This is a genomic window from Nostoc sp., assembly GCF_036919815.1.
In the GTDB taxonomy this organism is placed as follows: domain Bacteria; phylum Cyanobacteriota; class Cyanobacteriia; order Cyanobacteriales; family Nostocaceae; genus Nostoc.
Map to the genome: position 1 here is coordinate 21,270 of NZ_JBALCE010000040.1, position 25,440 is coordinate 46,709.

The window sequence follows — 25,440 nt, forward strand, 5'->3', positions numbered from 1 at the left end:
CTCCAACTGATAAAATCGGATGGAGCTAATTGATAGGTTTAAAGTTTTGTTAGCAGCGTTACTTTATGGTCAAGAAGATTTACGCCTAGAGGAGGTTGCTGACCCCACTCCGGCGGCTGGCGAAGTTGTGATCCAGGTGGGGGCAGCAACAACTTGTGGTACAGATTTGAAAGTCTGGCGGCGTGGTGGTCATGCCAAAATGCTGATACCGCCGACGCTGTTTGGTCATGAAGCTGCTGGGCGAATTGTTGCCTTGGGTGCAGGTGTCACTGGTTGGCAAATAGGCGATCGCATTGTCGCTAATAATTCCGCCCCCTGCATAAAGTGCTTTTTTTGTCAACGCCAAGAGTATTCATTATGTCCGAACCTGACGTGGAATAACGGGACTTTTGCGGAATACCTGAAAATTCCCGCAGCTATAGTACAGCATAATTTGTTGCAAATTCCTGATGAGTTGCCGTGGGAATTGGCAGCGATGACGGAACCCTTAGCTTGTGTGTTGCATGGTGTAGCGCGTTCTAACGTCAAAGCTAAAGATCAAGTAGTCGTCTTAGGAGATGGGGCGATCGGGCTGATGTTTGTGGCGGCGTTGAGTGGGAAAGCTGAGGTTTTGCTGTGGGGAGGTAATAACCACAGGCTAGAAATTGGTCAGAAATTGGGTGCTACTCAGACCTTTAATTATCATCAAATCTCGGATATTCCCAGTGTGGTGAAAGAACTCACCCAAGGATGGGGCGCAGATGTAGTGATTGAAGCAACTGGTGTACCAAGTGTTTGGGAAACTGCGATCGCCTGCGCCCGTCCTGGTGCAACAGTCAACTTATTCGGTGGATGTCCACGGGATACCAGCATTACCGTGAATACAGAACAGCTACACTACAGCGAGCTTACCATCAAAGGCGTGTTTCATAATACACCAAAGTATGTGCGGCAGGCGCTTGCATTGATTGCTAGTCGCAAAATTCCTTTTGAGTTACTTATTAGTGAACAGCGATCGTTAAAAGATTTAGAACAGGTGTTTTATGAGATGAAGGCGCGTCAGGTGATTAAGGTAGCGATGATTCCTTAGTTTTTTGCAAAGAAAGGTAGGAGGTAAACTTTAGAGGATAAACGCAATCAGCAATTGCGTAGACGTAGCCAAGCGTAGGCATTGCCGATATAGCAAATGTGGTTCCTGATATAACAAATGCGGTTGCCGCAGAAATCCGAGCGCAAGTGAATACCTTACTGAACATTTGGCTTTGGGCGACGAACCGCCAAGCCGCCAAGTGCGCCAAGAGAAGATTAAGAGAGGATAATGCGTTTGATGCCGTCTTTGAGGAGGGGGACGTTAAAGTTGATGAGAAGGGCTAAGGGGTAATTAGTCATTTTCAGGTAGGAGAGGACTTGAGCTTCGTGGATTGGGGCTAAATTTTGGACAGCTTTTAATTCCACAATTAGACAATTGGCAACTAGAAAATCTAATCTACCCTTGCCTACTTCATGTCCTTTGTAATTTACTGTTACCGACTTCTCAACCACATGAGGTATCCCGCACCTGAAAAATTCTATAATTAGCGCCTCCTTATACACCTCCTCCAAAAACCCTGGCCCCAACACCTTATGTACCTCAATCGCCGCCCCAATCACAGCGTAAGCGAGTCTATCCAGCTCCTCACTTGGCTCCCTTCTCTTGGCGTCCTTGGCGTCTTCTCTACGAGACGCGAAGCGCGAAGGCGGTTCGTTTCCATATAAACCCTCTCCAACCCTGTGGCAAAATTTATTAAAGTCCTTCCTTAATTTGCCCTGCATGACCGCAATCATTCCCAATCTCCCCAGTCTCTACGACCCCTTTTCCACTGAAGCCAAGTGGCAAAAATTCTGGGAAGACAACCAAGTTTACAAAGCTGACCCCAACAAAGGCGGCGAACCCTACTGCATCGTCATTCCCCCGCCGAATGTCACCGGCAGCTTACACATGGGTCACGCTTTTGAAAGTGCCTTGATTGATACCCTGGTGCGCTACCACCGGATGCAGGGGCGCAATACCCTGTGGCTACCCGGAACTGACCATGCCAGCATTGCTGTGCATACTATGCTGGAAAGGCAACTCAAGACAGAGGGTAAGACTCGCTACGAGTTGGGGCGCGAGAAGTTCCTAGAACGCGCTTGGCAATGGAAGGCGGAGTCTGAGGGAACGATTCTGAATCAGCTACGACGTTTGGGTGTCTCGGTGGACTGGTCACGGGAAAGGTTTACTCTGGATGAGGGTTTATCTAAAGCTGTTGTGGAGGCGTTTACTCGTCTTTACGAGGAAGGCTTAATTTATCGTGGTGAATATTTAGTTAACTGGTGTCCAGCTTCCCAGTCGGCTGTGTCTGATGTGGAGGTGGAAAATCAGGAGGTTAATGGGAATCTTTGGTATTTCCGCTATCCCCTCACCGATGGTTCTGGTTTTGTGGAGGTGGCGACAACTAGACCAGAAACGATGCTGGGCGATACGGCTGTAGCGGTTAATCCCAATGACGATCGCTACAAACATCTCATTGGCAAAACTTTAACTCTGCCGATTCTACACCGAGAAATTCCGATTATTGGCGATGAATTTGTTGACCCCACTTTCGGTACGGGTTGCGTGAAGGTGACTCCCGCCCATGACCTGAATGATTTTGACATGGGTAAGCGTCACAATCTGCCGTTGATCAATATTATGAATAAAGACGGCACTCTCAACGCCAACGCTGGAGAGTTTCAAGGACAAGACCGCTTTGTTGCTAGAAAGAATGTGGTTTCTCGCCTAGAAACAGATGGCTTTTTGGTGAAGATAGAAGATTATAAGCATACCGTTCCCTACAGCGATCGCGGTAAAGTTCCCATTGAACCTCTCCTCTCAACTCAGTGGTTTGTCAAAATTCGCCCCCTAGCTGACAAAACTCTCGAATTCCTCTACCAGCAAAACTCTCCAGGGTTTGTCCCCCAACGCTGGACTAAGGTTTATCGTGATTGGCTAGTAAAACTCAATGATTGGTGTATCTCTCGCCAATTATGGTGGGGACACCAAATTCCGGCTTGGTATGCTGTCAGTGAAACGGATGGGCAAATTACCGATAACACCCCGTTTGTGGTGGCGAAATCGGAAACTGAAGCTTGGGAGAAAGCTAAAGCACAATTTGGGGAAAATGTCAACTTAGAACAAGACCCAGATGTGTTAGATACTTGGTTTTCTTCTGGACTCTGGCCATTTTCGACTTTGGGCTGGCCGGAACAAACTCAGGATTTAGCAACTTACTACCCGACTACCACTTTAGTAACAGGCTTTGACATCATCTTTTTCTGGGTAGCCAGAATGACAATGATGGCTGGGCATCTTACTGGGCAAATGCCTTTCCAAACGGTTTACATCCACGGTTTAGTGCTGGATGAAAAAGGTCAAAAGATGTCTAAGACCAAAGGTAATGGTATTGACCCGTTGTTATTAATTGACAAATATGGTACTGATGCCCTGCGGTATACCCTAATTCGGGAAGTGGCGGGGGCTGGTCAAGATATGAGATTGGAGTACGATCGCAAAAAGGATGAATCAGCATCGGTGGAGGCGTCTCGCAACTTTACTAACAAGTTGTGGAATGCTGCCCGGTTTGTGATGATGAATTTGGATGGACAAACGCCGCAACAACTTGGTCAACGACTCAGCAATGAATTGAGCGATCGCTGGATTCTCTCGCGCTATCATCAAGTTGTCAAACAAACCACCAATTACATCGATAATTACGGTTTAGGGGAAGCAGCAAAAGGACTCTACGAATTTATCTGGGGTGATTTCTGCGATCAGTATATTGAACTGGTGAAATCTCGCCTTCAGCAAGATGCAGAACCGACGTCGCGGCGGGTAGCACAGCAAACTCTTGGCTACGTATTGGAAGGGATTTTGAAACTACTTCATCCCTTCATGCCTCATATTACCGAGGAAATTTGGCAAACTCTCACCCAACAACCAGCAGATTCACCGCAAACTTTACCATTACAAATCTATCCCCAGGTGGATGCAAACCTAATTGATGCAGCTTTGGAAGAACAATTTGAATTGCTGATTGGCACTATCCGCACAATTCGGAATTTGCGTGCGGAAGCGGATATTAAACCAGGCGTAAAAGTGACAGCGAATTTGCAAACTGAAAGCCAGAAGGAGCGGGAAATTCTCACTGCTGGACAGGATTACATTAAAGATTTGGCGAAAGTTGAGACTTTAACCATTACTGACAAGCAAAAAAGCGAAACTGTTGCTGCAGAACAACCACAAGAATCAGAAAATGCGATCGCTGGTGTGATTGGTACAATACAAGTGCTAATTCCTCTGAGCGGCGTAGTCGATATTGAAGCTGTGCGTGCCAAACTAGAGAAAAGCTTGAGCAAAGCTGAAGCAGAAGTTCAATCCTTGAGTGCCAGATTAAACAATCCTAGTTTTGTGGATAGAGCTAGAACAGACGTGGTACAAGGGGCGCGGGACGCTTTAGCTGAAGCACAGAAGCAAGTAGAAATTTTGCGCGATCGCCTTCAGGCGTTGTCGTAGGCATCGCCTGCATCGCTTAGGATAACTGTAATGGGTAATCGGAGTGTCAATAATTCCCAATTACCCATTACCAATTAACAAGATCCAAATTTGTCTCCCCTTCTCTACGAGACGCTGCGCGATGGGAGAAGAGGAGCAATTTTCCCAGACTGCGTAGGCTGGCGGCGATCTGAACTTCGGTGATTTTCAATTGGAGCGAACCGACCCTCATGCTATATCTAGCCCAGGTGCGTAAAAACGATTTTTTAGACCAGCACCAGTTACGCTTGTTAGCGCGTCAAGAAGCTGATAACTTGTGGGCGATAATTCCCGAAGAAGCTTTCATTCTGCTAGGAAAGGGAAAGATGATGAGTGAAAACTTGCTTATTTTAGTCGAACTTTCCCCTACAGGCGACATTGAAAGAATAGAAGATGCCACCAACTGGGTACTTCATTTGGTACAAAACTACCTGACTATCGGCATTACCCCGGAATTTTTGCAGCAGGAAGCCGAGCGAGCCGAACATTGGCGACAATCCCTGACGTTGCAAAACCAAGACTTAGCGCGACGTTCTTTAGAATTGGAAGCTCGTCGTGAACAAATTCAAGCCTTAGAAGAAAGCCTCAAACGTGAGAAAAATGGTTATCCCCAAGAAGAAAGTTAAATAAGTCGGAAGTCGTTCGTCGGAAGTCGGAAGCGATGCCCTGAGCTACGCCGTTGCCGTTCGCGTTAGCGTCTCTGAAAGAGAAGCCTCTCGTTCGCGTAGCGTCTCCCCTTGGGAGAAGAGAAGGGTACAGTTTTGTAACGGGGATAAAGACAAGAGCCACAAAACTTTCTGCCATTCTTAGGCAGGGGAATTAAACTGAACATACTTTGTTAAAATAGTGGTGAAATAAAAATTTCGTCTTTAGCTGTTAATTGTTGTTGATTTTACACTTAATAATATTATGTATATTAGCGAGAAGGCACGTTTAATATCTTCCATACTATCTTCTTTAACTATTTCAGACTTACAATCGTTGAAAGAAGAAATTAATTCTATTATTATAAAACAAGGTTTAACCGATATTAAAGAAGAAAATTTGTATATTGATCATCTTAAAACTATTGCTTTTAGTGATGATACGAATGTTTTTAATTATCATCAGTTAACTAGTTTTGAGAATAAAATAACTACTCAAAAAACTATTCCTAAAACCTTACGAATTACTGAATCGAATGTAGTTAGTTCACCTGTATTCACTTGTGAAATTGGTGAACTAAAAAAAATTCATTCTACTCAAAAGTCTTCTAGAAGTTTAGGTATTTGGAAAGGGCAGGTAGAAATATCAGAGGATTTCTATAAAACATCAAGTGAGATCCTTTCGGAATTTGGTATAGAAGAATAATGGAATTGTTGCTTGATACCTGTACTTTAATATGGTCACTTGAAGATAACCCTTGTCTTTTACCTGAAGCTCGTGAGCAAATTTTAGATTCTTCAAATAAAGTGTTTGTTAGTGCTGTTAGTGTTTGGGAAATAGAAATAAAAAGAAAAAAAGGACAGCTTAAAACTCCAGAGAATTTATTACAAGCTATTATTGATACTCAGTTTAGTTTTTTATCAATAACAGAACACCACGCTGTTAAAGCAGCATCACTACCTGAACATCATAAAGACCCTTTTGATAGACTTTTAATAGCACAAGCGATGTTAGAAAAGATGGTTATAATTACTTCTGATACTCAATTTGTAAAATATGGAGTAGCAGTTTTATTTGCTACAAAATAATTAAAAAGATTGTAATGCTATGCCAACAAAGTATTAGAGGATGTAGAAACCTCTAGCGATGGCAAAGCCAGCTAGAGGTAGTTCATCTCATAACTCTTACTACGATGCCAATAATTGCCGAATTAACCTAGCTACAGCCTTTTGCGTGAAGCGGTTGGCAATTTGTTGACCTAAACGTTGCACATCTGAATTTACCAATAACTGGGCAATTTTAGGCGCAATTTGCACAGGATCAAAGCCTTTTGTTTCTCGGAGAATACCTAATATACGTTTGATATGCTCCAAGGTTTGTTGTTGCTCACCTGTGGCCGATGGAGTTTCATTAACTGTTCTCAATCCTACCCGTTCCCGCAACAAGGAGGTAAAGTTATGCAAAACATTTTTACCTAAAGCATCGAGTCCGTTAACAGATTCATCTACTAACTTGTCACGAATGAAAGCGCCGCGTTCAGATGCCAGAAATTCTATTCCCTGATTCAGCACTAAATTAAAGTCGTAATCTTGACTATTACGCGCATTTCGTAACAAGTTTTCTAAGCGATTCCAGCGAAATCTGCCATCTTTAAATAGCAAATCTTGCAATGATGCTCTTAATTGCGGTGCTGGATCAGTTAACAGGCGTTTAGAAACGTAAGGATAAGCTTCACTGAGAACTTTAAAGGTGGGATCTATAAATATTGCAATACCTTCGAGCGTCACCAGGGAGCGAATAATTAAGGCGTAGTAGGGCGGTACGCGGAAAGGATATTCATACATCAAAGCCGATAGTTCATCGGTGATGCTTTTAATATTCAGATCGGCAACACTGGCTCCTTGGGCATCAGCAAAGACTCTGGCAAAAGCTGGGATAATTGGTGTTAAATCGGTTTCTGGTGATAAGAAATCTAACTTAACGTAGTCTTTTGCTAATCCTTCAAAGTCGCGGTTGACGACATGGACGATCGCTTCAATCAAACCATAACGCTGTAGTGGCTTAATCTCGCTCATCATCCCAAAGTCGAGATAAGCCAATTTGCCATCTGGTGTTGCTAATAAATTACCAGGGTGGGGATCGGCGTGGAAAAATCCATGTTCTAACAACTGGCGTAGGGAACACTGCACACCCACTTCAATTAGGTAACGAGCATCTATACCTTGAGCGCTAATTTCTTCTGTCTGAGTTAATTTGGTGCCGTTAATCCACTCCATCGTCAAGACGCGACGATTAGTATATTCCCAGTAAATTTTCGGTACATATATGTCTTTGATATGACCGTATAGCTGGAAAAATCGCTCGGCATTTTCGCCTTCGTGGATGTAGTCCATCTCTTCAAAAATGCGATCGCCTAATTCATCCAGAATCCCAACTAAGTCGCTTCTTACCCGTTTAACTTTTTTCTGCACCCAACCAGCCAGCTTACGCAAGATATACAAGTCAATGGTGATTCCCTCTCTTAAGTCAGGGCGTTGGATTTTAACGGCGACTTCTTCACCAGTTTTTAGCTTACCTTTATAGACTTGCCCCAATGAAGCCGCAGCAATTGGCTGGGCTGAGAGTTCGGCGTAAACCTGTTGGGGAGGCGCACCTAGTTCTTCTTTGATAAACTGGTAAGCAATTTCGTTGGCAAAAGGCGGTAATTGGTCTTGTAGCTTAGTTAATTCTTCTAGGTATACCGGAGGAACCAGATCCGGTCTGGTGGACAAAGCTTGTCCAATTTTGATGTAAGCAGGCCCCAGTTTGGTCAGCAATACTCGTAGCTGAGTGGCTCGGCGGCGGTCATTTTTGACGACAATTCCCCGTTTACTATCCGACCACAACCCAAAAGCAAAGGATATACTCGGCCCCAACACCGCAAAAATCCGCCTGATAACTTGTAGGGGTCTGTTTTGGTAATGCGCCCCTATGCTCAGGGGATCGTAAAGCGTTTCCGGTTGGGCAGTTGTCCTCAGCTTTTGGGCGGCTAAGAGGCTTGGTGATTGCACAACCAAGTCTTGTATACCATTTTTTTCTGGCACTATATCAATAACGTCCAGTTCACCTCGGCCATTTGTGCCGTTGCGACTGTCCTCCGAAATCGGTCGGGAACTAGGGGGAAGTGTCTTAACAATCATGAAGAAGGCCACCAGTCAGAACGATCACGTTAAGTATTGTAACAATATGTTGAGGAATTGGGCATGGGGCATTGGGGATTGAGCATTGATTATTTCCCACTTGCTCCCCTGCTTTGCGACTCCTCTCCCTCTTAAAAGTCTTCAGTACCAATAGGTCTGCTACACTTAAATGGGCATACTAGTTCAATAGTAGTAGCTATTGCTAGTTGCTGAAAGCTCATATTTATTGTCCTGTAAATTGGAAGTATTTGGCATCTGCCCTCATGGAGAATTTGGCTTGATGTTGCTTTGTCTGCGAATTGAAAACTTTGCCCTCATTGACCAACTGGAATTGGAATTTGGCGCGGGACTAAATGTGTTGACAGGTGAAACCGGCGCTGGAAAATCGATTATCTTGGATGCCATTGATGCTGCTTTGGGTGGTAAAGTCTCTAGTCGAGTCATTCGCACGGGGACAAGTCGGGCGATGGTAGAAGCGACTTTCACCTCAAACGCTCCCCTAGCTGCTTGGTTGACTGAACAAGAAATAGATTTGCTTGATGAAAATTCCGTAGTTATTAGCCGAGAAATCACAGCCAGTACTAGTAATATCCGCAGCCGATCGCGGGTAAATGGCGTGCTGGTAAATCGGCAGATTATGGGAGGAATGCGCGATCGCTTGGTGGAAATTACAGCCCAAGGTCAAACTGTACAAGTGGGACAATCTGCTCAAGTCCGCGACTGGTTAGATCTATATGGCGGCGACTCTCTAATGCAGCAGCGCCATAAAGTCGCCACGAGCTTTGGTACTTACCAACAGGCGCATTTAGCATTAGAAAAACGCCGGATATCAGAACGGGAACGGTTACAACAACTCGACTTGCTCACCTATCAAGTGCAAGAATTGGGAGCAGCCAATCTGTGCGAAGCTAATGAATTGGAACAGTTGGGACAAGAACGGGAACGCCTGAATCATGTCGTCGATTTGCAACAGATGAGTTACAAGGTTTATCAGGCTTTGTATCAAAACGATAATGAAACCCCAGCCGCCGCAGATTTATTGGGAAACAGTGAGGCGACATTAAATGACATGGTGGAGTATGATACCCAGCTGCAACCCCTATTGGAATTAGTCAGGGACGCGCAAGCTGCGGTAATGGAAGTGGGAAGGCAGATTAATGCCTATGGTGATGGTTTGGAAGCCGATCCGCATCGGTTAGAAGAGGTGGAAGAACGGATTCAGGAATTAAAGCAAATTTGCCGTAAGTATGGGCCGACACTTACAGAAGCGATCGCTTATTACGAACGTATCCAAGGGGAATTAGCCCAACTTAACGATGGCGAACAATCTATCGAAAACTTGGAACAGCAAGAAAAGGCGTGTTTTGAAAAACTCACCCAAGCAACTAATCAGTTAACTCAACTGCGGAGTCAGGCGGCTACTAATTTAGAATCACGTTTGATCGCTCAACTCAAGCCCTTAGCGATGGAAAAGGTAAAGTTTCTGGTTGAGATAGTACCTACTTCACCAACTGCGATGGGAGCAGATAAAATTACCTTTATGTTTAGTTCCAACCCTGGAGAACCACTGCAACCTTTAACGGAAATTGCCTCTGGTGGGGAAATGAGCCGTTTTTTATTGGCGCTGAAAGCTTGTTTTTCTCAGGTTGATGTGGCTGGGACAATGGTATTTGATGAAATTGATGTCGGGGTTTCGGGAAGGGTAGCCCAAGCGATCGCCGAAAAATTACACCAACTAAGTCAACGCAACCAAGTATTATGTGTTACCCATCAGCCTTTAGTTGCGGCCATGGCTGATCGGCATTTCCGCGTAGATAAACAAACTATCAATCAAGGTAAAGGTAAAAAAGCCAACAATGACAACGCCGAACAGCGTACTGTTGTCAGAGTTACTACCTTGGATAATTTAACCACACGCCGAGAAGAATTAGCGCAGTTAGCTGGTGGTAAATCTGCAAGTGATGCGATCGCTTTTGCGGAATCTCTGTTATTACAAGCTGCCAACCACCGTCGCGGGGAGCATAGTTGACCAAATAATTACTAATTAGACATCTCCAGAAATTAAATATGCGTTATCTAGAACTCTTGTAGAGACGAGAAATTGGACTTCGTACCCGTCTCTAGATTCTTTTCACTCCTATGTCTATTCGTAATCACGCTCTTGAAGGCGCGTTTCCCGCGAACTGTGCTAACGGCTTTGGCGACTGCTATACAAGAGCAATCTGTTCCTTGAAATTTTCAAAGACACCGTTGCTATCTTTGTACTCATAATGCCTATTTGTCAAGCTCGATTTATACCAATTTATCTGAGTTTACCCTGCAAATTACAGGAGAAAAAGTATCTAAAGATTTGACACAACCATCTAAAGATTTTTCATTGTAAAAATTAGTTAACTTTTATATATTTTCTCAAGAAGCTAGGGTTAATTACAAGTTTCTGTTTGATCAATAAACTTCATGGAAATGCTCTGTAATTCACTCCGAAAAGCTCAAGATTAGCAATTCAAAAAAACAAAAGTTACGAAGGAATGTGCCTTCTTGACATTCCTTGATTACGCAAAATTTATATCCTAATAGGAGGATTAACTCTCATGGCATTTGATCCAAATTCTTTTCCTACTAACGGCTTTGATAGTCTTAATCCTGGCAAACTCAGCGATCCGTTCGCACCTGGAGGCGCGTTTGGCATACCAACGGCTGGCACATTCGATTCCGCTAAATATGGTATTCCAGCTGAAGGCAGCTTCGACTTTGCTAAGTATGGTATTCCCATTAATGGCAGCTTGAATTTGGGTAGCGCAATTCCAAATGAAGGCAGCTTCGACTTTGCTAAGTATGGTATTCCAACTGAAGGCAGCTTCGACTTTGCTAAGTATGGTATCGCAGCTAATGGCAATATCCCAAATTTTGGTGCTAGTGGCGGCGGTTTCCCGATTCCTTAGTGCCAATAGACAGCCAAACAGCCGCGATTCTATCTCTTGACTTGATGGGGCTGGGACGGTAACTCGATGCCGAAAATCTGGATTTCCTTGTTTCTTCCGTGGCTTATACCAATTCTATGTGAGGCTGCGCTTTATTCACGTAGGGGCAATTCATGAATTGCCCCTACAGCGCAGTTTTGGGTAAGTCCCATAGGCGCATCTTCAAAAAGAAATGGTATTACTCATGGCTATTCTCAACACCCTGATGTTAAGTTTAATCATTTAATTTTACCCACTTGACAAGTTTCTATTTTTCTTAACTTGACACCAATGGCATCTTACCCGCCTTGGGCTACGCCCACTCGACAAGTAGTAGTAATTTATTTGTTGGAAATCCTTAAATCTACACCGTTGATGCTTCTAGTAATGACTGACCGAGATAACCTCCTTCAGCTTTAACACCAGGTAAAGCAAAGAAATATCCACCACCAATGGGGCGAATGTACTCCTCCAAAGGTTCTCCTTTCAAGCGATTTTGCACTGTCACAAACCCCTCTTCTAAATCAGCCTGAAAACAGACAAACAACAAACCCATATCTAACTGTCCAGCTTTGTCAAACCCGCGTGAATAATTGAAACCACGCCGCAGAATCAAACTCGACTCTGATTTACGAGGATTAGCAAGGCGGATATGAGCATCTAGGCGGATTTGTTGACCTTTGGGGTCTTGATCATAATTGGGAATATCTTTCTCGTGCTTCATCCCCAAGGGTGCGCCAATTTCCTTGTTTCGGCCAATAATTGTCTCTTGCTCCTGTAGTGGTGTACGATCCCAGCGTTCGACTAAGTTGCGGATCACCCGCACCACTTGATAGCTTCCCCCGACTGTCCAAGCGGGTTCGCTGCTATTTGGCTGTACCCAGACAATCCGGCTCATCAACTTTTCATCGCTAGCATCTAGATTTGCCGTCCCATCTTTAAAACCAAGCAGGTTACGCACCGTAGATTTGCCTTGTTTTTTGTGGGTATTCGGCGGCAGAAACCCGGCTATTTGCCAACGCAAAGTTATCAAGTCAGGCAAGTTCTTAATGATGTCACGTAAAGCGTGGAGATTCGATTCCTCAGTATTCGCACAGAATTGCAACAGTATATCCCCATGACATAAATCTGGGTCAAGCTGGTCATTGGGAAAACCTGGCATAGTATCTAACCGCTTGGGTTTCAAGTTGCCGAGTCCAAAGCGGTTATCGAACAGTGAGTTACCCACAGCTAGGGTGATTGTCAAGTTATTCGGAGCGATCGCAGGTCCCATAATCCCCGAATCACTGGGGGGAAATTTCGGGCCGCGTTGCTTGGGTGTTCCCCCTGCCATGAGAAACTGAATGCGCTCAGTTAAAGTTTTGAACAACCGCACTAAATCTGCTTTATTTGCAGCAGTTGTATCAAATGCAACCATCAAACCAGAAGCAGGAGTAGGGGTAAGAATACCTGCTTGGTGAAGCCCAAAGAACGGCACGACCTCTTCAGATGGGTCAAGAGGTGTTCCCAGAAGAGTACGATAGCCCAAAGTCGTTAAAGCTGCTACTCCACCGGCTGCTGCCATACCGATTAACAAGTCCCGACGGCTGATGCGGGGAGTTATGCGTAAACTTGGTTGCTTTGTAATAGACATAATTTACTCCTCTAGGAATTCTGATCAATTAGTTAACGCCCAGAGTGCCGCGCAACTGAGATAAATCTTCAGAAAGGGCAGCGATCGCTGTTTTCATCTCTTTCTTGTCTGTTTCATTCACCTTATCGTAGGTAGCAAAACCACCATCAGGGGTTTTGTATTTAGCAAGTTTTTGGTTAACTTTGGTGAAATTTGCATCCACACGCGCCAGTAGTTCGGGGTTGGCTTTTTGGATGACGGGGCGCAATAACTCCACAATCTTTTGGGAACCATCTACATTAGCGCTGAAGTCCCAGAGGTCAGTATGGCTGTAACGGTCTTCTTCTCCAGAAATCTTGGTTTTACCCACTTCTTCAATCAAGTCAGCAGCACCGCCAACCATATTTTTCGGTTCAATAGTCAAGGTGGCAATGCGCTTTTGTAACTCTAGTCCATCTTTGTGTAGCTTTTCGGCAAAGGGTTTCATCCCTTTTGTAGTTTTGTCCTGGAATAAAGCTTTCTCTAGGCGATGGTATCCGGTGAATTGTGGATCGGCCTCTTTTTTGGCAAAGTCATCAGCACGGGAATCCATCGTTTTATCGAGATCGGAAAACAATTCAGCTATCGGTTCGGCGCGTTCCCAGTGAACATGAGTAGAGGCATAGGTTTTTTGAGCTTTAGCAAGATCGCCAGCAATCACCGCATCTGTGAAAATCTTGTTCTTAGCAACCAGTTGATCAATTTCTTTGATGACGTAGACTTTATATTCTGCGATCGCACCGACTAATTGACCCTGATTTACACTCCCTTTGGCTTGAGAATCTCCAACTCCCGCTTTCACTGTGAGTTTCCCTTTGGGATTGCTGCGTAAACCGCAAGCCATGTCATACTCACCCGGTTCGAGATTGGTTTTGAGTTTTTGAACGAAGCCAGGAGCAATATTTTCTTTTTCTTCAACAACTTTTACCCCAGATAAAATCTCCCACTCCAAAGGTTGGCTGCTTTTGTTGGTCAACACAAAGCTGTTTTGCCCAGATGCTACTGTCAGCTGATTCGGTTCGCAACCTTTATCTGTCACACTCAAAGCAGTTTCGGTAAAATTGCTGCTAGAAGTGTCACTAGCTACTTTAGCTTCTGGAGAATTACTCGCGGAAGTATCGCTTGATTTGTTCGATTCACAGGCAGCTACTGTCAAGGCAATTAGACAGATAATTGTTGAATACTTTAAAACATTTTTCATTTTTCTATTTTCCTAAAAATTATTCAAGTAGCTAATAATGCCTTGCTGTAGTCTTCTGTCCAGCGTTATCCCCTAAGAAGAACAGCGACATCGTAGGAATTAGATAGCCAAAATAGGCGATCGCCTCGCTGACAGTTGGGGTATCGTTATAGCCAAAAAATCCTGTCAAAAGTGAACCGAGAAACCCGTTCTTGGGAAGTACCCCGCTAGCATCGAATACCACTGTTTGCAGTAAATTCCACACTCCGGCTTCATGAAAAGCTCTCACCCCACTTGCAAAGAGTCCAGCCGCAACCAGGATAATAAAGGCTCCTGTCCATTTAAAAAATCGCTTCAAGTTGATGCGAATACCACCTTGATAGATGCCTACACCTACGGCTAGTGCGGCTGCATATCCAAATAATGCCCCCACAGGAGCTTGAATTCCCAAATTTTGCTGAAACGTAGCCAGCAGAAACACTACTGTTTCCAGACCTTCCCGCAGTACTGCAAAGAATGACATCCACACTAATGCTGTACCCCATTTATCCCCTGACTGAATCGCAGTTTCAATTTGAGACTGTAACTCCCCTTTCAGAGAACGAGCCGCACGGCGCATCCAGAAAACCATCCAGGTGAGAACCCCAACGGCAACGAGGGAAATTACCGCTTCAAATAATTCTTGTTGTTTCTGGGGAAACTCCTGACTGGTTATTTGCAAAATAATCCCAGCAGCTAGACAAATCAAACTCGCTAGTGCGATGCCAATCCAAACTGACTTCATCAAATGGGTACGTCCAGTTTGTTTGAGATAACTGGCAATTATCCCCACGACAAGTGCAGCTTCAACGCCCTCTCGGAACATGATCAAGAAGGGAAAAAGCATGGATAACCTTATTAGTTATAATTACTATCAAATCCTGATGAGAATAATAACCTACTTGAGAAAATTTGTATATAACAGCGAGTTAAAAATCTAGCTTGATGAAGTTTTTCTCATTCCGACTCAGAGCATAACCAGTCGATGCAATGGCATAACCAGTCGATGCAATGGCATAACCAGCCGATGCAATGGCATAACCAGCCGATGCAATGGCATAACCAGTCGATGCAATGGCATAACCAGCCGATGCAATGGCATAACCAGTCGATGCAATGGCATAACCAGTCGATGCAATGGCATAACCAGTCGATGCAATGGCATTGCGCCTTAAAAGACTTCCAAATAAAAAAATACTCAACTACTTCTTATGGGGTGGGTAACACGCAAGAAATACCAAATGTGTATCAGGTGAAAAACCACATCTTTCGTAGGGGTTTAGCATGCTAAACCCCTACAGCATCGTCTATTTACGACCAAACGATAATAGGACTTACGCATACTCTACGAATTCTCGGCGTTCTTCTCTAACGAGACGCTGCGCGATGGCGACTTGGCGGTTCGATAAATTAAGCTTTTTGATGATTTTTGCGTAAGTCCTGGATAATTAAGAAAACGCCAACAAGAGTAGGAAACCCGACCCCAGTTCCTTCAACGGGGGGAACCCCCACAACGGACTGGCTCCCCAATCCACTGGCTTGACTTTGCGCTAAATCCCCATTACAAAACTGTACCCTTCTCTACGAGACGCTGCGCGTAGCTTGCTTCCACGTTCGCGGAGCGTCTCGTAGAGAAGTGGTACGGCGTAGCTCAGGGCATCGCTTCCGACTTCCGGCTTGTTTAATACTCCTGCAAAGCCCCTAACTTCCGAATTCCCGGCCAAATCATAGCTGTAGCAATCACTACTAAAATTGTGCCAATTCCACCACCTACAACTGAAATCACTGGGCCAAACAAGGCAGCAGTTAAGCCTGACTCAAAGCCCCCCAACTCATTGGAAGCACTAATAAACACGCTATTAATAGCAGCAACGCGACCACGTAAATGATCCGGTGTTCTGATTTGAACTAATGTATGACGAATTACAACGCTAATACTATCTAGTGCGCCACCAATGATCAGCATCAACATAGACAGCCAAAACGAACGAGAAAGCCCAAAAATAATTGTCACAACACCAAAGCCAACCACTGACCACAATAAGGCTGGCCCAGCTTTGCGTAATGGTGGTAAATACACCAAGGTAATCGCCATAGTTAAAGCACCGATAGAGTGGGCTGCTTGTAGGTATCCCAACTCCACTGGCCCCACATGTAAAATATCTTTGGCAAATATGGGAAGGAGCGCGATCGCACCACCCAACAATACAGCAAACATATCTAATGTAATCGCGGCTAAAATTAACTGATTCTGCCAAACAAATTTAGCACCAGCTGACAGGGCTTTGAGTGAGATTGGCTCGGTTGAGCGAATAGCTTTTTCCTCTTTGATCGGCAGCGTTAAAATAAAACACAGCAACGCAGCGATCGCAGCTACTATATATACGCCTGTAGCACTTCCCAACAACGCAATCCCGAATCCTCCGAAGGCTGGGCCGATGACTGCGGCTAACTGAAAGCTACTACTATTCCAGGTGGCTGCATTTGTAAAAGCACTAACAGGTATCAACTGCCACATGAAGGCATCACTGGCAGGTCTGAGAAATGCCCTAGCAATACCAGTTAATACTAAGCAGGCGTAAATCAGAAAAATTGCACCTTTAGTATAGGAAAGTACACCCAAAGCCAGCGAGCAGAGAGCTAGCAACATTACCGACAGTAAGATGATCAGTTTGCGATCGCGGCGATCGGCCACATGTCCGACAATCAAGGTGAGAGCAATCATCGGCAAGACTTGCGCCAGCCCCACGCCACCTAAAGCGATCGCGGAGTCAGTCCGCTCATAGAGTTCCCAGCCGATGGCTACAGTTTGCATTTGCGACCCCACGAACAGCACCAGCCGTCCAATGGCAAATAGCCGATAGTCTCGAAACTTCAGGGCTGCAAAGGGATCATGCTGTGCAACCTCAGAGTTATGGGGATTTGAGTTCTGTTTTCTCGAAGACATTTTTTAGTAGAGTTAAGCCTTCTTCAATGTTGGAAATTTGCTCTTCTGTAAGACCTTTCAGCAGATCGGTAATATGAGCGCGAGTTTGATCTTGGGATTGCTTGAGATGGTGTCTTCCCTCTTCAGTTAGATTGAGCAACACCCGCCGCCGCTCTTGAGGATGATCGCAGCGTTTGACAAAATCGCGTTGGACTAAGCGTTCTATGGTTGCTGATGTCGTGGCACAGGTGACACCTAAATGCTCTGCTAGGTCAGATAATGAAGCCCCAGGATTGCGGTTGATAAATGCTAGCGATCGCAACTGAGGTATAGATAAAAAAGCAGCGCTGTGGGCACGCATATCTGCTCGGATAAATCGCATCACTAATGGAACTGTGTCCATGACTCTAGCGGCACATTCTTCGGAAGTTGCACCTTGATTAGGTTTATCCAAGGTCATGGGCTTGTTGTTCTCCTGATTACATCGCCACCCGTGGATAAAGTTTTCCACCGATGATGGTTAAGATTATTAATGTTAATAAGAGAATTGTACAATCCAGACCAAAACCATAGACGCTGATTCCATCTACTAGCATTGTGCTGCGTAAGGCATCAACCTGATAAGTTAAGGGATTCAAGTGAGAAACAAACTTTAACCAGTCGGGCATCATTGCGATCGGATAAATAGCATTGCTGGCAAAAAATAACGGCATGGTTAACATTTGTCCAATTCCTGTCATCCGCTCTCTAGTTTTTGCTAAACAGCCAATAATTAATGAAAAAAGACAAAAGCAAGCTGCGCCTAACATGACTATTAGTAGGACTTGCAGAAAAGGTAGAAGATGGAGATTTAATTTTACACCTAAGAAAAAAGCCAATACATAAATTACTGCTACCTGTGATAAGCACCGTACCCCACAAGCTAAAGCTTTGCCCAAGACCATTGCTATACGGGGTGTCGGACTAGCAAGAAATTTATGTACAATCCCTAAATCTCGCTCCCAAATTAATGTCATTCCCCCGGTGAAAATCGCCACATTCAACACGCTTTGAGCGAGAATGCCAGCAGCCATAAAGTCTAAATATGGTAAGTTCCCTGTATGAATTTCGTGAAGTTTGGAGAACACTTGCCCAAAAATCAGTAACCATAATGACGGTTGCACTGATCTGACGATTAAATCAGTGGGATCGTGGCGAAGCTTACGCACTTCTAATTCTGCGATCGCTAAAGTTTTCGTAACTAGCTCTTTAATTGCAGAGATGATATTTTCTCGGTGAGTAGCTGGGGTTTTAACCCAACCGTTGAGCAGTACGTCTGGTTCTTGCTGTGTCACGGTAGTTGACTCCTGATGTTAACTGGTCGCCTGTATAGTGAATAAAGACATCATCCAAAGTTGCATTTGGTTTATCTAAAGAAGCTTTTAAGTCGCTTGGTGCGCCTGTGATTACGACTTCACCTTGTCGCATAATCGCCACGCGGTTACATAAGCTGTCCGCTTCTTCTAAAAAGTGGGTTGTTAAAAATATAGTTGTGCCGTAATCAGCACAGAGTTGTTTTACAAGCTGCCATACTTGAGTCCGAGCGATCGGATCGAGTCCAACAGTCGGCTCATCAAGAAACAAAATTTGGGGTTGATGCAGCACTGAGATGCCAATTTCCAGCTTGCGGATCATCCCACCAGAGTAGTTTCGTACCAAGCGCTTCGCCGCATCTTGCAAACCCATGTACTCTAGAATCTCATAGATCCGGCGATCGCGTCCTTTGGCAGATATCCCATATAACTTAGCGAAGATTAAGAGATTTTCGTAACCTGTGAGGCTACCATCAGCCGAGAGCGCCTGGGGTACATAGCCGATAGCCCGTCTCACAGGATTAGATTGGTGAGTCACATCATAGCCAGCCAGAGTTGCTGTTCCTGCACTGGGAGGCAGTAAAGTTGTCAACATCTTAATAACTGTACTTTTCCCTGCCCCATTCGGCCCAAGCAGCCCAAATACTTCACCCTGTTCCACAGATATGCTCAGGTTATTAACAGCCGTTAACTTCCCAAAACGGCGCGTGAGTCCCTGAGTTTCCAAAATCAGCCCTCTTTCCTCGCTAGAAGGTTCTGACCGATTTATTTTTCCCGTCAGTATTGTCACAAGTTTGATGCACTTCCAATAATTAGCTTAACTAACTATTAGTCTCTCAATATACTTGTCTGAAGTCAATAGACTTGTTACAAAAATCTGAATGAGAGTAAAAGGAAACTCAGTACAATGGCGGCGAAGTTATTGATGGGCGAAGTCTCACTGAGTGCGATCGCAGTCTACCCATCGCCCACAAGTACCTTGACGGGAGCCTATCCTAATCTGCCAAAACCTAGTACGCTGACGCGGATTGTTTTCTTCTGTTTTGGGAACCCTAAGAATAATACTTGAATACTGAACACGGTTTGTATGGCAATAAAGGATGTTCTCGCAGATTTTGAGGGAGATGATTTCCTCACTCCTAGAATCATTCGTGCTACTCGCAGTTTTAATGGTCAAGGTACTTCACTTTATTACTATATTTATAGTGAAGATTCTGATGGATTTATAGTGAAGATTCTGATGGGCTTGTTGCTGGTCTAAAACTAGACTTTTTTAGAAATGTTCGCTTCACTAACTTTAAGAAACCTCATCCAACAGAAAAATATAAACCTTATTTTGATAAATTCATTGCTGGATAGTCTTGTAGCCACGATGATGTGTTGCAATGTTTTGTCTCATCAAATTTAGTAGCAAAAGTGCAATTAGACAAGATGGCTAAACATTGGGAAATTCCTGTAGAGCGATTTATCAATACCTTATTACTTGCATATATGTTGTTGTGGGATGCTGAGGATGATGGCTGGCTTGATGGCTATGATTGGGACGGCGGAGATTTCGGAGGTTCTTTGCCTTCAGCAAAGCGATGAGTTGAGTGTTCTATCCTGTCTTCTCTAGGAGACGCCAAGGGACGTAGCGGGGTATAGCACATTACGAATTACCAATTATTTAAATCTTTCTCCCATGTGCATAGATAAAATAGTTATCTGTCACCTTCACATCAATCTGAAAACCTGTTTTGTTTAGCTGCTCTTGAAGTTGATCAGGCTGATAAAAAATTTTGACAATCTGAAATTCTTGACCATCATTTAACTTCCGGGTTTTATATAAGTTTCCGTCATCTTTAAGGATATGATTGTTAGCCGTAGATGTCGGTTCAAAGGAAGAGTCAATGATAAATACTTGTCCACCAAGGCGAACAGATTGATAGACTTTCTTCAAAAATGAATCGAGTAATTTTGGCGGCACATGAGAGAGCCAAAAAGCAAAAAACACTAAATCAAATTCAGTGTTAGGTTGCCATGTAAATAAATCCATGAGGTGATATTCAACACTCGATGAATTTAACTTCGAGCGATTAATTGTAATCACTTCTTGGGAGGCATCGATCGCAGTAATTTTTTTACCGATACTTAAAAGCTCCTGCGTCCAGATACCTGTTCCACACGCTAACTCTAAAATATCATCCACCACCCCAATTTGGTGTAATGTATTTTTGATTACAGCTACTTCATTAAACCAGCGCTGGTTGTTTTGGGTACCGCGATCGTACTGTCCTTTCCTATAGAACCACTGATCATATTCGTTGGCTCTAGCGCGATAGTATTCAATCTGTTGCTGAAGAATATTATCTGTTATCGTGTGCATTCTCAGTTGATTAAGCTTAGATTTGACGTTGTTATAACTTTTAGCGAGAATTTTTTCTTCAGCGAATTGGCTGTTTGAAGGCGGTAATCATCGATGTGATACTTTATTTTTATTTACTTTTGACTATTTGGCTAATATTTGCCGATTTGATGAAGATGCATACTGTTCAGTAGAGGCGCACAGATAGATGTGCGCTTCCAACCCCTCGCCTTGGCGTCAGCCTGCCGTTAGGCAAGCAAAGAGGGGGAGTTTGGCTCCTCCTTCCCTGGTAGGAAAGGGGGCTGGGGGGTTAGGTCTTTGATTACTGAATCGATGCTCTAGCGGTGTATTGCTTCTAACCCAAAGATTTAGACTTTTTGAAGCTGAAGGTTCTTTTGGAACAGTTCTTGAACGTTTTTCCAAGCATCGGCAGCAGCTTCGGCATTGTAGCTGGCGCGATGGTTGCAGAAAAAGCCATGTCCGGCTCCAGAATAGCGGAAGATAGCATGGGGAATCTGATTTTTCTTTAATTCAGCCTCAATCTGTTCTGTTTGCTCCAAAGGGATTCCCTGATCATCAAGACCAAAGAAGGCGTAAATGGGGCCTTTAATATCGGGAGTGCGGGTGATAGTTGCTTGTCCACCGCCGGGAGTTGAGTTGGGAATACCGCCACCATAGAAGGAAGCTGTAACTTTAATATCTGGTAAAGTCGCAGCTAGATAAACGACGTGACCACCAAAGCAGAAACCAATAGAGCCGATCGCATCTCCTTGCACATTTGGTAAGGTTCTTAAATAGGCGATCGCAGCCTTAATATCACTTAATATTTCATCTGCTGTTGTCTGCTCCTTATACCCTCTTCCTTGCTGGACATCTTCAGGAGTGTAGCCACCCTCAAAACCAGGGGCGGTGCGTTGAAATAGAGTCGGAGCGATCGCCACATACCCCTCTTTGGCGAACTTCTCAGCAACTTCCCGAATGTGAATGTTGACGCCAAAAATTTCCTGAATCACGATAACGGCTGGAAATGTTCCCTCTTTTGCTGGTTCAGCTAAATAAGCATCAATTTGCAAATCTCCGTTAGGCACTTTAACTTTAGCAGTGCGAATTTCTCTGTTTGTCATTTTAGGGATTAGCCTGCAATTGCTTTGAGGACACGATGTTTTATGGTAAGTTTTGTACAATACTACTTAAAATGTACCAATTTACCGTAGTTTTAAGAGTAGTATTTCACAAACAATCGGCAAAGGCAAGTCCTTTGATTTAGTAGATGTAGATGAATATAAGACCATACCAAGAATCTGATGCTGAATCAGTCAGTACTCTGTGGGATGAGGTGTTTCCTAACAACCCGTCGCACAGCAGCCCCAAATTGATAATCAGTCAGAAGCTTGCTGTACAGCCTGAGTTGTTTTTTGTTACTCAGATTAGCTCTGTAATTGTAGGCACTATAATGGCAGAATATGACGGACATCGCGGTTGGTTATACACAGTTGCGTTCAGCCCTCAGTATCAACGGCAGGGTATTGATCGCGATAGGATGCCTCAAAATCAATCTCCAAGTTCATATCTCCAATGCAGAAGTAGTTGAGTTTTATAGAAAACTTGGCTATCTCGTTGAAGAACGTATCAATATGGGAAAGCTTGTCGCATAGGTTTTTGGTGAGTTGGAACAGAAAAACTTTAGAAATACGCCACTATTACTGCAAAAGGTGATTGCACCGTTGCCAAATTTAACCCAAACTAGGAGAAAAATGTATGGAGCTTGATGCAGTTCATCATATTCAAGTAACCTATCTTTTTGAAGTAGAGGAAGCAATGCTGTTTTTCTACAGTAAAGTTTTGGGACTGATAGAAATTCCCAGACCTGAAGTGATCAAAAACGATTCAGGACCGTGGTACAAGTTGGGAGATATTGAATTGCACATTAGTACAGAGAAAAACACCAATAACCAAGCATCTAGACGACATTATTGCTTCCAAGTCGATAACTTGAACGCCTTTGAAGAACACCTAAAAGGGCATGGAGTAGAAATTATTCCCGATCAGCGATCGCTTCCAGGATGCGTGCGATTTTTCCTCCGCGATCCCGGTGGGAATCGTATAGAGATCGCAGAGTTTGTTAAGAGTACTTTTGCACAGCTACAAACAGAGGAGTCGCTATTAGAAAGACATTCAGCAAGAGTGTCTTAAGCACCAAGATTACTGGAAGTCGCACGCCAGCTGGTACTCTGCTTTAAACCTTCTGGCGAGCGTATACAAAAGCTTAATTTTATGCTCGTCCACGTAAGCAGACTAATTAATTATGTGGATTGAACGTGCAACATCTGAACATCAGAATGCCTTTAATGACTGGGGTAAATTTGACCGCCTTGAAACAAAAACATGCCGTCCTATTAGTGACGGTAAAAGAATTACGATAAGTGATAAAGCGATAATTTTTGCTTTCCTCATGGATGGATTAGAAGAACCTGTAGGGAGATTCAGATATTTTGATATTAACCCACGGAATCGTTCGGCGGAATTTGGATATACCATCAACCCAAAATGGCGAAACCAGGGTATGGGAACAAAAATATTGATAATTGCTATTAATTACCTCTTAGCAACAACAGAACTCAACAAATTATATTGTCAAACTGCTGCTTTCAACATTGCCTTAGTCAAACTACTTGACAAGCTAGGTTTTCATAGAGATGGGATTTTGCGAGAACATCACGAATTAGACGGTAAACTATGGGATGATTACATTTACAGCATCTTACAGAGTGAGTGGAAACCTAGCTAATTATTGAATAATTAACTAAGTTAAATTATTAACTCTTGAATGCAAATAAGTAGTTTAACCTAAAAAACGATTGATTTAGAGGAAAATAACTTATGTCTGATTTAATTAACAAACAAATCATCCTCAAAAGTCGTCCAGTCGGCGAACCAAAAGAGAGTGATTTTGCTCTCGTAGAAACACCAACTCCGGAACCGCGTGAAGGCGAAATTCTTAGCCGCACCATTTATCTATCTCTCGACCCTTACATGCGTGGTCGTATTAGTGCACGCAAGTCTTATGCTGCATCACTAGAATTGAATTCAGTTATTGTAGGTGGTACAGTCAGCCAAGTAATTAAATCAAATCATCCTCCATTTCAAGTAGGAGATTTTGTTTTGAATAATAATGGTTGGCAAACTTATGCAATATCTAAAGGTGAGACACTGCGTAAGCTTGATCCCACTCAGGCACCTTTATCTTATAGTTTAGGTGTTTTGGGTATGCCTGGTCTGACTGCTTATGCTGCTCTACTTGATGTCGGTCAACCTCAAGAAGGTGAAACTGTTGTGGTTTCAGCCGCTTCTGGTGCTGTGGGTGCAGTAGCAGGTCAAATTGCCAAAATTAAAGGTGCGCGAGTAGTGGGAATTGTCGGGAGTGACGATAAGCGGGAATATATAGTTAAGGAATTAGGTTTTGATGTTGGCATTAACCGCAAAACTCAAGAACTTGATTCAGCGCTCAAAGCAGCTGCTCCTAATGGCATTGATGTTTACTATGACAATACAGCAGGTGTGATTTTAGAAACTGTGTTGCAGCAGATTAACCTTGGGGCAAGAATTCCACTCGTAGGTTTGATTTCGGAATATAACGCCACATCTACTCCACCAGGGCCTAATTTAATGCCACTACTAATCAAACGGGCTTTAATCAAAGGTTTTCTAGTTAGTGATTCCCAACATCGGTTTAATGATTTTTTGCATGATGTTTCTAGATGGTTGCAATCTGGCCAACTCAAGTATAAAGAAGATGTAGTTATTGGTTTAGAGAAAGCTCCTAGCGCATTCATCGGTTTACTTCGAGGTGAGAACTTTGGCAAGCTGATTGTTAAGGTCAATGACGACCCAACAGGATGTTAATACTCAGGTTCTTTAGGAATACGTTCTGCGAAGCAAACTATTAGCTGGCAGCGTGTAATCCGCAAGCCTAGACAAAATTTAGTCCGATTTTTTCCCATCTGATACCATTTGTGAGAGAATATAGGCTGCGAAATCTAGTAACTGATCTAGCAAAAAGCCAATGATACCGATATAGAGGATTACTTGGATTATGTAATCGGTATTGCCAGCTTTATAAGCATCCCAGAGGGTAAAGCCAAGTCCTTTTGGACCTGTTAACATTTCTGTAGCAATAACTATAAACCAAGCTACCCAAATGCTAACTTTCAAGGCATGAAATATATGAAATATCGCTACTCGAAAGTTATTCTTCTGTCTATGAAAATGTTGCATACCTATTGCTGTATTAATAATCATCGTCCAGAGAGTTCCCAGAAAAACTACTATAATAGCAGCCGATTCGCTCTCTTGAAATGCTATTAGGGCAATAGGTAGCAAAGCTATAGGAGGGATGCTATGTGGGATCTGAAATATCAGCCTAAATAGCTGATAAATCATGCTATTTAGTCCAATGAAATATCCGATGAAACTACCCAACACAACGGCTGGAATGTAACCCACAAATAACCGTTGTAGGCTAGCCAAAATGTCTAAAAACATATTATTTTTTCTGCCTCAGTTCTCATGGAAACATCTGGGAAATACTGCGGCAACA

At 43.6% G+C, this 25,440-nt stretch carries 27 protein-coding genes; 14 read left to right on the forward strand and 13 right to left on the reverse strand.

Annotated elements, in window-relative coordinates:
- Positions 1-46: 46 nt before the first annotated feature.
- Positions 47-1,069 carry a zinc-dependent alcohol dehydrogenase gene (locus V7K15_RS10740; RefSeq protein ID WP_334905543.1) on the forward strand — a complete coding sequence of 341 codons (1,023 nt, stop codon included), beginning with the start codon at positions 47-49 and terminating at the stop codon, positions 1,067-1,069.
- A 215-nt stretch (positions 1,070-1,284) separates the two neighbouring features.
- On the opposite strand, the gene V7K15_RS10745 is transcribed toward V7K15_RS10740, so the two are convergent.
- Positions 1,285-1,650 (reverse strand): GxxExxY protein, encoded by a 366-nt coding sequence (locus V7K15_RS10745; protein WP_334905544.1) that lies wholly within the window; start codon positions 1,648-1,650, stop codon positions 1,285-1,287.
- Positions 1,651-1,789: 139 nt separating this feature from the next.
- Here V7K15_RS10745 and V7K15_RS10750 point away from each other — a divergent pair, with 139 nt between their 5' ends.
- The 4 genes from V7K15_RS10750 (at position 1,790) to V7K15_RS10765 (ending at position 6,300) form a co-directional block, all read left to right on the forward strand.
- The gene (locus tag V7K15_RS10750; protein WP_334905484.1) at positions 1,790-4,549 is read left to right on the forward strand and encodes a valine--tRNA ligase; all 2,760 of its coding nucleotides are present in this window, start codon (positions 1,790-1,792) and stop codon (positions 4,547-4,549) included.
- A gap of 209 nt (positions 4,550-4,758) precedes the next feature.
- Positions 4,759-5,193: a hypothetical protein gene (locus V7K15_RS10755; protein ID WP_334905485.1), complete on the forward strand. Its 435-nt coding sequence runs from the start codon at positions 4,759-4,761 to the stop codon at positions 5,191-5,193.
- 355 nt (positions 5,194-5,548) lie between these two features.
- The gene (locus V7K15_RS10760) at positions 5,549-5,917 is read left to right on the forward strand and encodes a hypothetical protein (protein ID WP_334905486.1); all 369 of its coding nucleotides are present in this window, start codon (positions 5,549-5,551) and stop codon (positions 5,915-5,917) included.
- Positions 5,917-6,300 carry a type II toxin-antitoxin system VapC family toxin gene (locus V7K15_RS10765; RefSeq protein WP_334905487.1) on the forward strand — a complete coding sequence of 128 codons (384 nt, stop codon included), beginning with the start codon at positions 5,917-5,919 and terminating at the stop codon, positions 6,298-6,300. Before V7K15_RS10760 ends, V7K15_RS10765 begins: the two co-directional genes overlap by 1 nt.
- Before the next feature lie 99 nt (positions 6,301-6,399).
- Here the strand turns inward: V7K15_RS10765 and V7K15_RS10770 are convergent, their stop codons facing one another.
- Positions 6,400-8,391 carry an ABC1 kinase family protein gene (locus tag V7K15_RS10770; RefSeq protein ID WP_334905488.1) on the reverse strand — a complete coding sequence of 664 codons (1,992 nt, stop codon included), beginning with the start codon at positions 8,389-8,391 and terminating at the stop codon, positions 6,400-6,402.
- 280 nt (positions 8,392-8,671) lie between these two features.
- Here V7K15_RS10770 and recN point away from each other — a divergent pair, with 280 nt between their 5' ends.
- Positions 8,672-10,420, forward strand: a complete 1,749-nt coding sequence (gene recN, locus V7K15_RS10775) for a DNA repair protein RecN (protein ID WP_334905545.1) — start codon at positions 8,672-8,674, stop codon at positions 10,418-10,420.
- 562 nt (positions 10,421-10,982) lie between these two features.
- Positions 10,983-11,333, forward strand: a complete 351-nt coding sequence (locus tag V7K15_RS10780) for a hypothetical protein (RefSeq protein WP_334905489.1) — start codon at positions 10,983-10,985, stop codon at positions 11,331-11,333.
- Between the two features lie 382 nt (positions 11,334-11,715).
- On the opposite strand, the gene efeB is transcribed toward V7K15_RS10780, so the two are convergent.
- The 8 genes from efeB to V7K15_RS10820 all read right to left on the reverse strand — a co-directional run bounded on the left by efeB (position 11,716) and on the right by V7K15_RS10820 (position 19,289).
- A complete protein-coding gene (gene efeB, locus V7K15_RS10785) occupies positions 11,716-12,984 on the reverse strand; it encodes an iron uptake transporter deferrochelatase/peroxidase subunit (protein ID WP_334905490.1) in 1,269 nt (422 codons plus the stop codon).
- 28 nt (positions 12,985-13,012) lie between these two features.
- A complete protein-coding gene (gene efeO, locus V7K15_RS10790; protein WP_334905491.1) occupies positions 13,013-14,203 on the reverse strand; it encodes an iron uptake system protein EfeO in 1,191 nt (396 codons plus the stop codon).
- 31 nt (positions 14,204-14,234) lie between these two features.
- On the reverse strand, positions 14,235-15,068 hold the full coding sequence (gene efeU, locus V7K15_RS10795) for an iron uptake transporter permease EfeU (protein ID WP_334905492.1): 834 nt from the start codon (positions 15,066-15,068) through the stop codon (positions 14,235-14,237).
- A gap of 82 nt (positions 15,069-15,150) precedes the next feature.
- Positions 15,151-15,423: a hypothetical protein gene (locus tag V7K15_RS10800; RefSeq protein WP_334905493.1), complete on the reverse strand. Its 273-nt coding sequence runs from the start codon at positions 15,421-15,423 to the stop codon at positions 15,151-15,153.
- A gap of 479 nt (positions 15,424-15,902) precedes the next feature.
- Positions 15,903-17,168 (reverse strand): MFS transporter, encoded by a 1,266-nt coding sequence (locus V7K15_RS10805; protein WP_334905494.1) that lies wholly within the window; start codon positions 17,166-17,168, stop codon positions 15,903-15,905.
- Complete coding sequence (locus tag V7K15_RS10810; protein ID WP_334905495.1) at positions 17,134-17,607, reverse strand: MarR family winged helix-turn-helix transcriptional regulator; 474 nt, start codon at positions 17,605-17,607, stop codon at positions 17,134-17,136. The genes V7K15_RS10805 and V7K15_RS10810 overlap by 35 nt, the downstream gene beginning before the upstream one ends.
- A gap of 19 nt (positions 17,608-17,626) precedes the next feature.
- The gene (locus tag V7K15_RS10815) at positions 17,627-18,481 is read right to left on the reverse strand and encodes an ABC transporter permease (RefSeq protein ID WP_334905496.1); all 855 of its coding nucleotides are present in this window, start codon (positions 18,479-18,481) and stop codon (positions 17,627-17,629) included.
- A complete protein-coding gene (locus tag V7K15_RS10820; protein ID WP_334905497.1) occupies positions 18,438-19,289 on the reverse strand; it encodes an ABC transporter ATP-binding protein in 852 nt (283 codons plus the stop codon). The genes V7K15_RS10815 and V7K15_RS10820 overlap by 44 nt, the downstream gene beginning before the upstream one ends.
- A gap of 117 nt (positions 19,290-19,406) precedes the next feature.
- Here V7K15_RS10820 and V7K15_RS10825 point away from each other — a divergent pair, with 117 nt between their 5' ends.
- The 3 genes from V7K15_RS10825 (at position 19,407) to V7K15_RS10835 (ending at position 20,086) form a co-directional block, all read left to right on the forward strand.
- A complete protein-coding gene (locus V7K15_RS10825; protein ID WP_334905498.1) occupies positions 19,407-19,568 on the forward strand; it encodes a hypothetical protein in 162 nt (53 codons plus the stop codon).
- Positions 19,569-19,586: 18 nt separating this feature from the next.
- The gene (locus V7K15_RS10830) at positions 19,587-19,760 is read left to right on the forward strand and encodes a hypothetical protein (RefSeq protein ID WP_334905499.1); all 174 of its coding nucleotides are present in this window, start codon (positions 19,587-19,589) and stop codon (positions 19,758-19,760) included.
- A gap of 170 nt (positions 19,761-19,930) precedes the next feature.
- Positions 19,931-20,086 carry a hypothetical protein gene (locus tag V7K15_RS10835; RefSeq protein ID WP_334905500.1) on the forward strand — a complete coding sequence of 52 codons (156 nt, stop codon included), beginning with the start codon at positions 19,931-19,933 and terminating at the stop codon, positions 20,084-20,086.
- Positions 20,087-20,165: 79 nt separating this feature from the next.
- On the opposite strand, the gene V7K15_RS10840 is transcribed toward V7K15_RS10835, so the two are convergent.
- Complete coding sequence (locus V7K15_RS10840; protein ID WP_334905501.1) at positions 20,166-20,864, reverse strand: class I SAM-dependent methyltransferase; 699 nt, start codon at positions 20,862-20,864, stop codon at positions 20,166-20,168.
- A gap of 347 nt (positions 20,865-21,211) precedes the next feature.
- Positions 21,212-21,967 (reverse strand): dienelactone hydrolase family protein, encoded by a 756-nt coding sequence (locus tag V7K15_RS10845; protein ID WP_334905502.1) that lies wholly within the window; start codon positions 21,965-21,967, stop codon positions 21,212-21,214.
- Between the two features lie 152 nt (positions 21,968-22,119).
- Here V7K15_RS10845 and V7K15_RS10850 point away from each other — a divergent pair, with 152 nt between their 5' ends.
- The 4 genes from V7K15_RS10850 to V7K15_RS10865 all read left to right on the forward strand — a co-directional run bounded on the left by V7K15_RS10850 (position 22,120) and on the right by V7K15_RS10865 (position 24,746).
- A complete protein-coding gene (locus V7K15_RS10850; protein WP_334905503.1) occupies positions 22,120-22,434 on the forward strand; it encodes a GNAT family N-acetyltransferase in 315 nt (104 codons plus the stop codon).
- 167 nt (positions 22,435-22,601) lie between these two features.
- Positions 22,602-23,036, forward strand: coding sequence for a VOC family protein (locus V7K15_RS10855; RefSeq protein WP_334905504.1), 435 nt, complete (start codon positions 22,602-22,604; stop codon positions 23,034-23,036).
- Between the two features lie 112 nt (positions 23,037-23,148).
- The gene (locus V7K15_RS10860; RefSeq protein ID WP_334905505.1) at positions 23,149-23,631 is read left to right on the forward strand and encodes a GNAT family N-acetyltransferase; all 483 of its coding nucleotides are present in this window, start codon (positions 23,149-23,151) and stop codon (positions 23,629-23,631) included.
- A 92-nt stretch (positions 23,632-23,723) separates the two neighbouring features.
- Positions 23,724-24,746 carry an NADP-dependent oxidoreductase gene (locus V7K15_RS10865; protein WP_334905506.1) on the forward strand — a complete coding sequence of 341 codons (1,023 nt, stop codon included), beginning with the start codon at positions 23,724-23,726 and terminating at the stop codon, positions 24,744-24,746.
- 78 nt (positions 24,747-24,824) lie between these two features.
- On the opposite strand, the gene V7K15_RS10870 is transcribed toward V7K15_RS10865, so the two are convergent.
- Complete coding sequence (locus V7K15_RS10870; RefSeq protein WP_292796304.1) at positions 24,825-25,385, reverse strand: nitrate transporter; 561 nt, start codon at positions 25,383-25,385, stop codon at positions 24,825-24,827.
- Positions 25,386-25,440: the final 55 nt, after the last annotated feature.

What these genes read in the sequence shown, in the direction of transcription:
- V7K15_RS10755 (WP_334905485.1), top strand. Translation starts at nt 4,759, where the DNA reads ATGCTATATCTAGCCCAGGTGCGTAAAAACGATTTTTTAGACCAGCAC.
- efeB (WP_334905490.1), bottom strand. Translation starts at nt 12,984, where the DNA reads ATGTCTATTACAAAGCAACCAAGTTTACGCATAACTCCCCGCATCAGC.
- V7K15_RS10845 (WP_334905502.1), bottom strand. Translation starts at nt 21,967, where the DNA reads ATGACAAACAGAGAAATTCGCACTGCTAAAGTTAAAGTGCCTAACGGA.
- V7K15_RS10840 (WP_334905501.1), bottom strand. Translation starts at nt 20,864, where the DNA reads ATGCACACGATAACAGATAATATTCTTCAGCAACAGATTGAATACTAT.
- V7K15_RS10850 (WP_334905503.1), top strand. Translation starts at nt 22,120, where the DNA reads ATGAATATAAGACCATACCAAGAATCTGATGCTGAATCAGTCAGTACT.
- V7K15_RS10865 (WP_334905506.1), top strand. Translation starts at nt 23,724, where the DNA reads ATGTCTGATTTAATTAACAAACAAATCATCCTCAAAAGTCGTCCAGTC.
- V7K15_RS10765 (WP_334905487.1), top strand. Translation starts at nt 5,917, where the DNA reads ATGGAATTGTTGCTTGATACCTGTACTTTAATATGGTCACTTGAAGAT.
- V7K15_RS10835 (WP_334905500.1), top strand. Translation starts at nt 19,931, where the DNA reads ATGGCTAAACATTGGGAAATTCCTGTAGAGCGATTTATCAATACCTTA.
- V7K15_RS10780 (WP_334905489.1), top strand. Translation starts at nt 10,983, where the DNA reads ATGGCATTTGATCCAAATTCTTTTCCTACTAACGGCTTTGATAGTCTT.
- efeO (WP_334905491.1), bottom strand. Translation starts at nt 14,203, where the DNA reads ATGAAAAATGTTTTAAAGTATTCAACAATTATCTGTCTAATTGCCTTG.
- V7K15_RS10860 (WP_334905505.1), top strand. Translation starts at nt 23,149, where the DNA reads ATGTGGATTGAACGTGCAACATCTGAACATCAGAATGCCTTTAATGAC.
- V7K15_RS10810 (WP_334905495.1), bottom strand. Translation starts at nt 17,607, where the DNA reads ATGACCTTGGATAAACCTAATCAAGGTGCAACTTCCGAAGAATGTGCC.
- V7K15_RS10870 (WP_292796304.1), bottom strand. Translation starts at nt 25,385, where the DNA reads ATGTTTTTAGACATTTTGGCTAGCCTACAACGGTTATTTGTGGGTTAC.
- V7K15_RS10825 (WP_334905498.1), top strand. Translation starts at nt 19,407, where the DNA reads ATGGCGGCGAAGTTATTGATGGGCGAAGTCTCACTGAGTGCGATCGCA.
- efeU (WP_334905492.1), bottom strand. Translation starts at nt 15,068, where the DNA reads ATGCTTTTTCCCTTCTTGATCATGTTCCGAGAGGGCGTTGAAGCTGCA.
- V7K15_RS10750 (WP_334905484.1), top strand. Translation starts at nt 1,790, where the DNA reads ATGACCGCAATCATTCCCAATCTCCCCAGTCTCTACGACCCCTTTTCC.
- V7K15_RS10830 (WP_334905499.1), top strand. Translation starts at nt 19,587, where the DNA reads ATGGCAATAAAGGATGTTCTCGCAGATTTTGAGGGAGATGATTTCCTC.
- V7K15_RS10805 (WP_334905494.1), bottom strand. Translation starts at nt 17,168, where the DNA reads ATGTCTTCGAGAAAACAGAACTCAAATCCCCATAACTCTGAGGTTGCA.
- V7K15_RS10855 (WP_334905504.1), top strand. Translation starts at nt 22,602, where the DNA reads ATGGAGCTTGATGCAGTTCATCATATTCAAGTAACCTATCTTTTTGAA.
- V7K15_RS10770 (WP_334905488.1), bottom strand. Translation starts at nt 8,391, where the DNA reads ATGATTGTTAAGACACTTCCCCCTAGTTCCCGACCGATTTCGGAGGAC.
- recN (WP_334905545.1), top strand. Translation starts at nt 8,672, where the DNA reads ATGTTGCTTTGTCTGCGAATTGAAAACTTTGCCCTCATTGACCAACTG.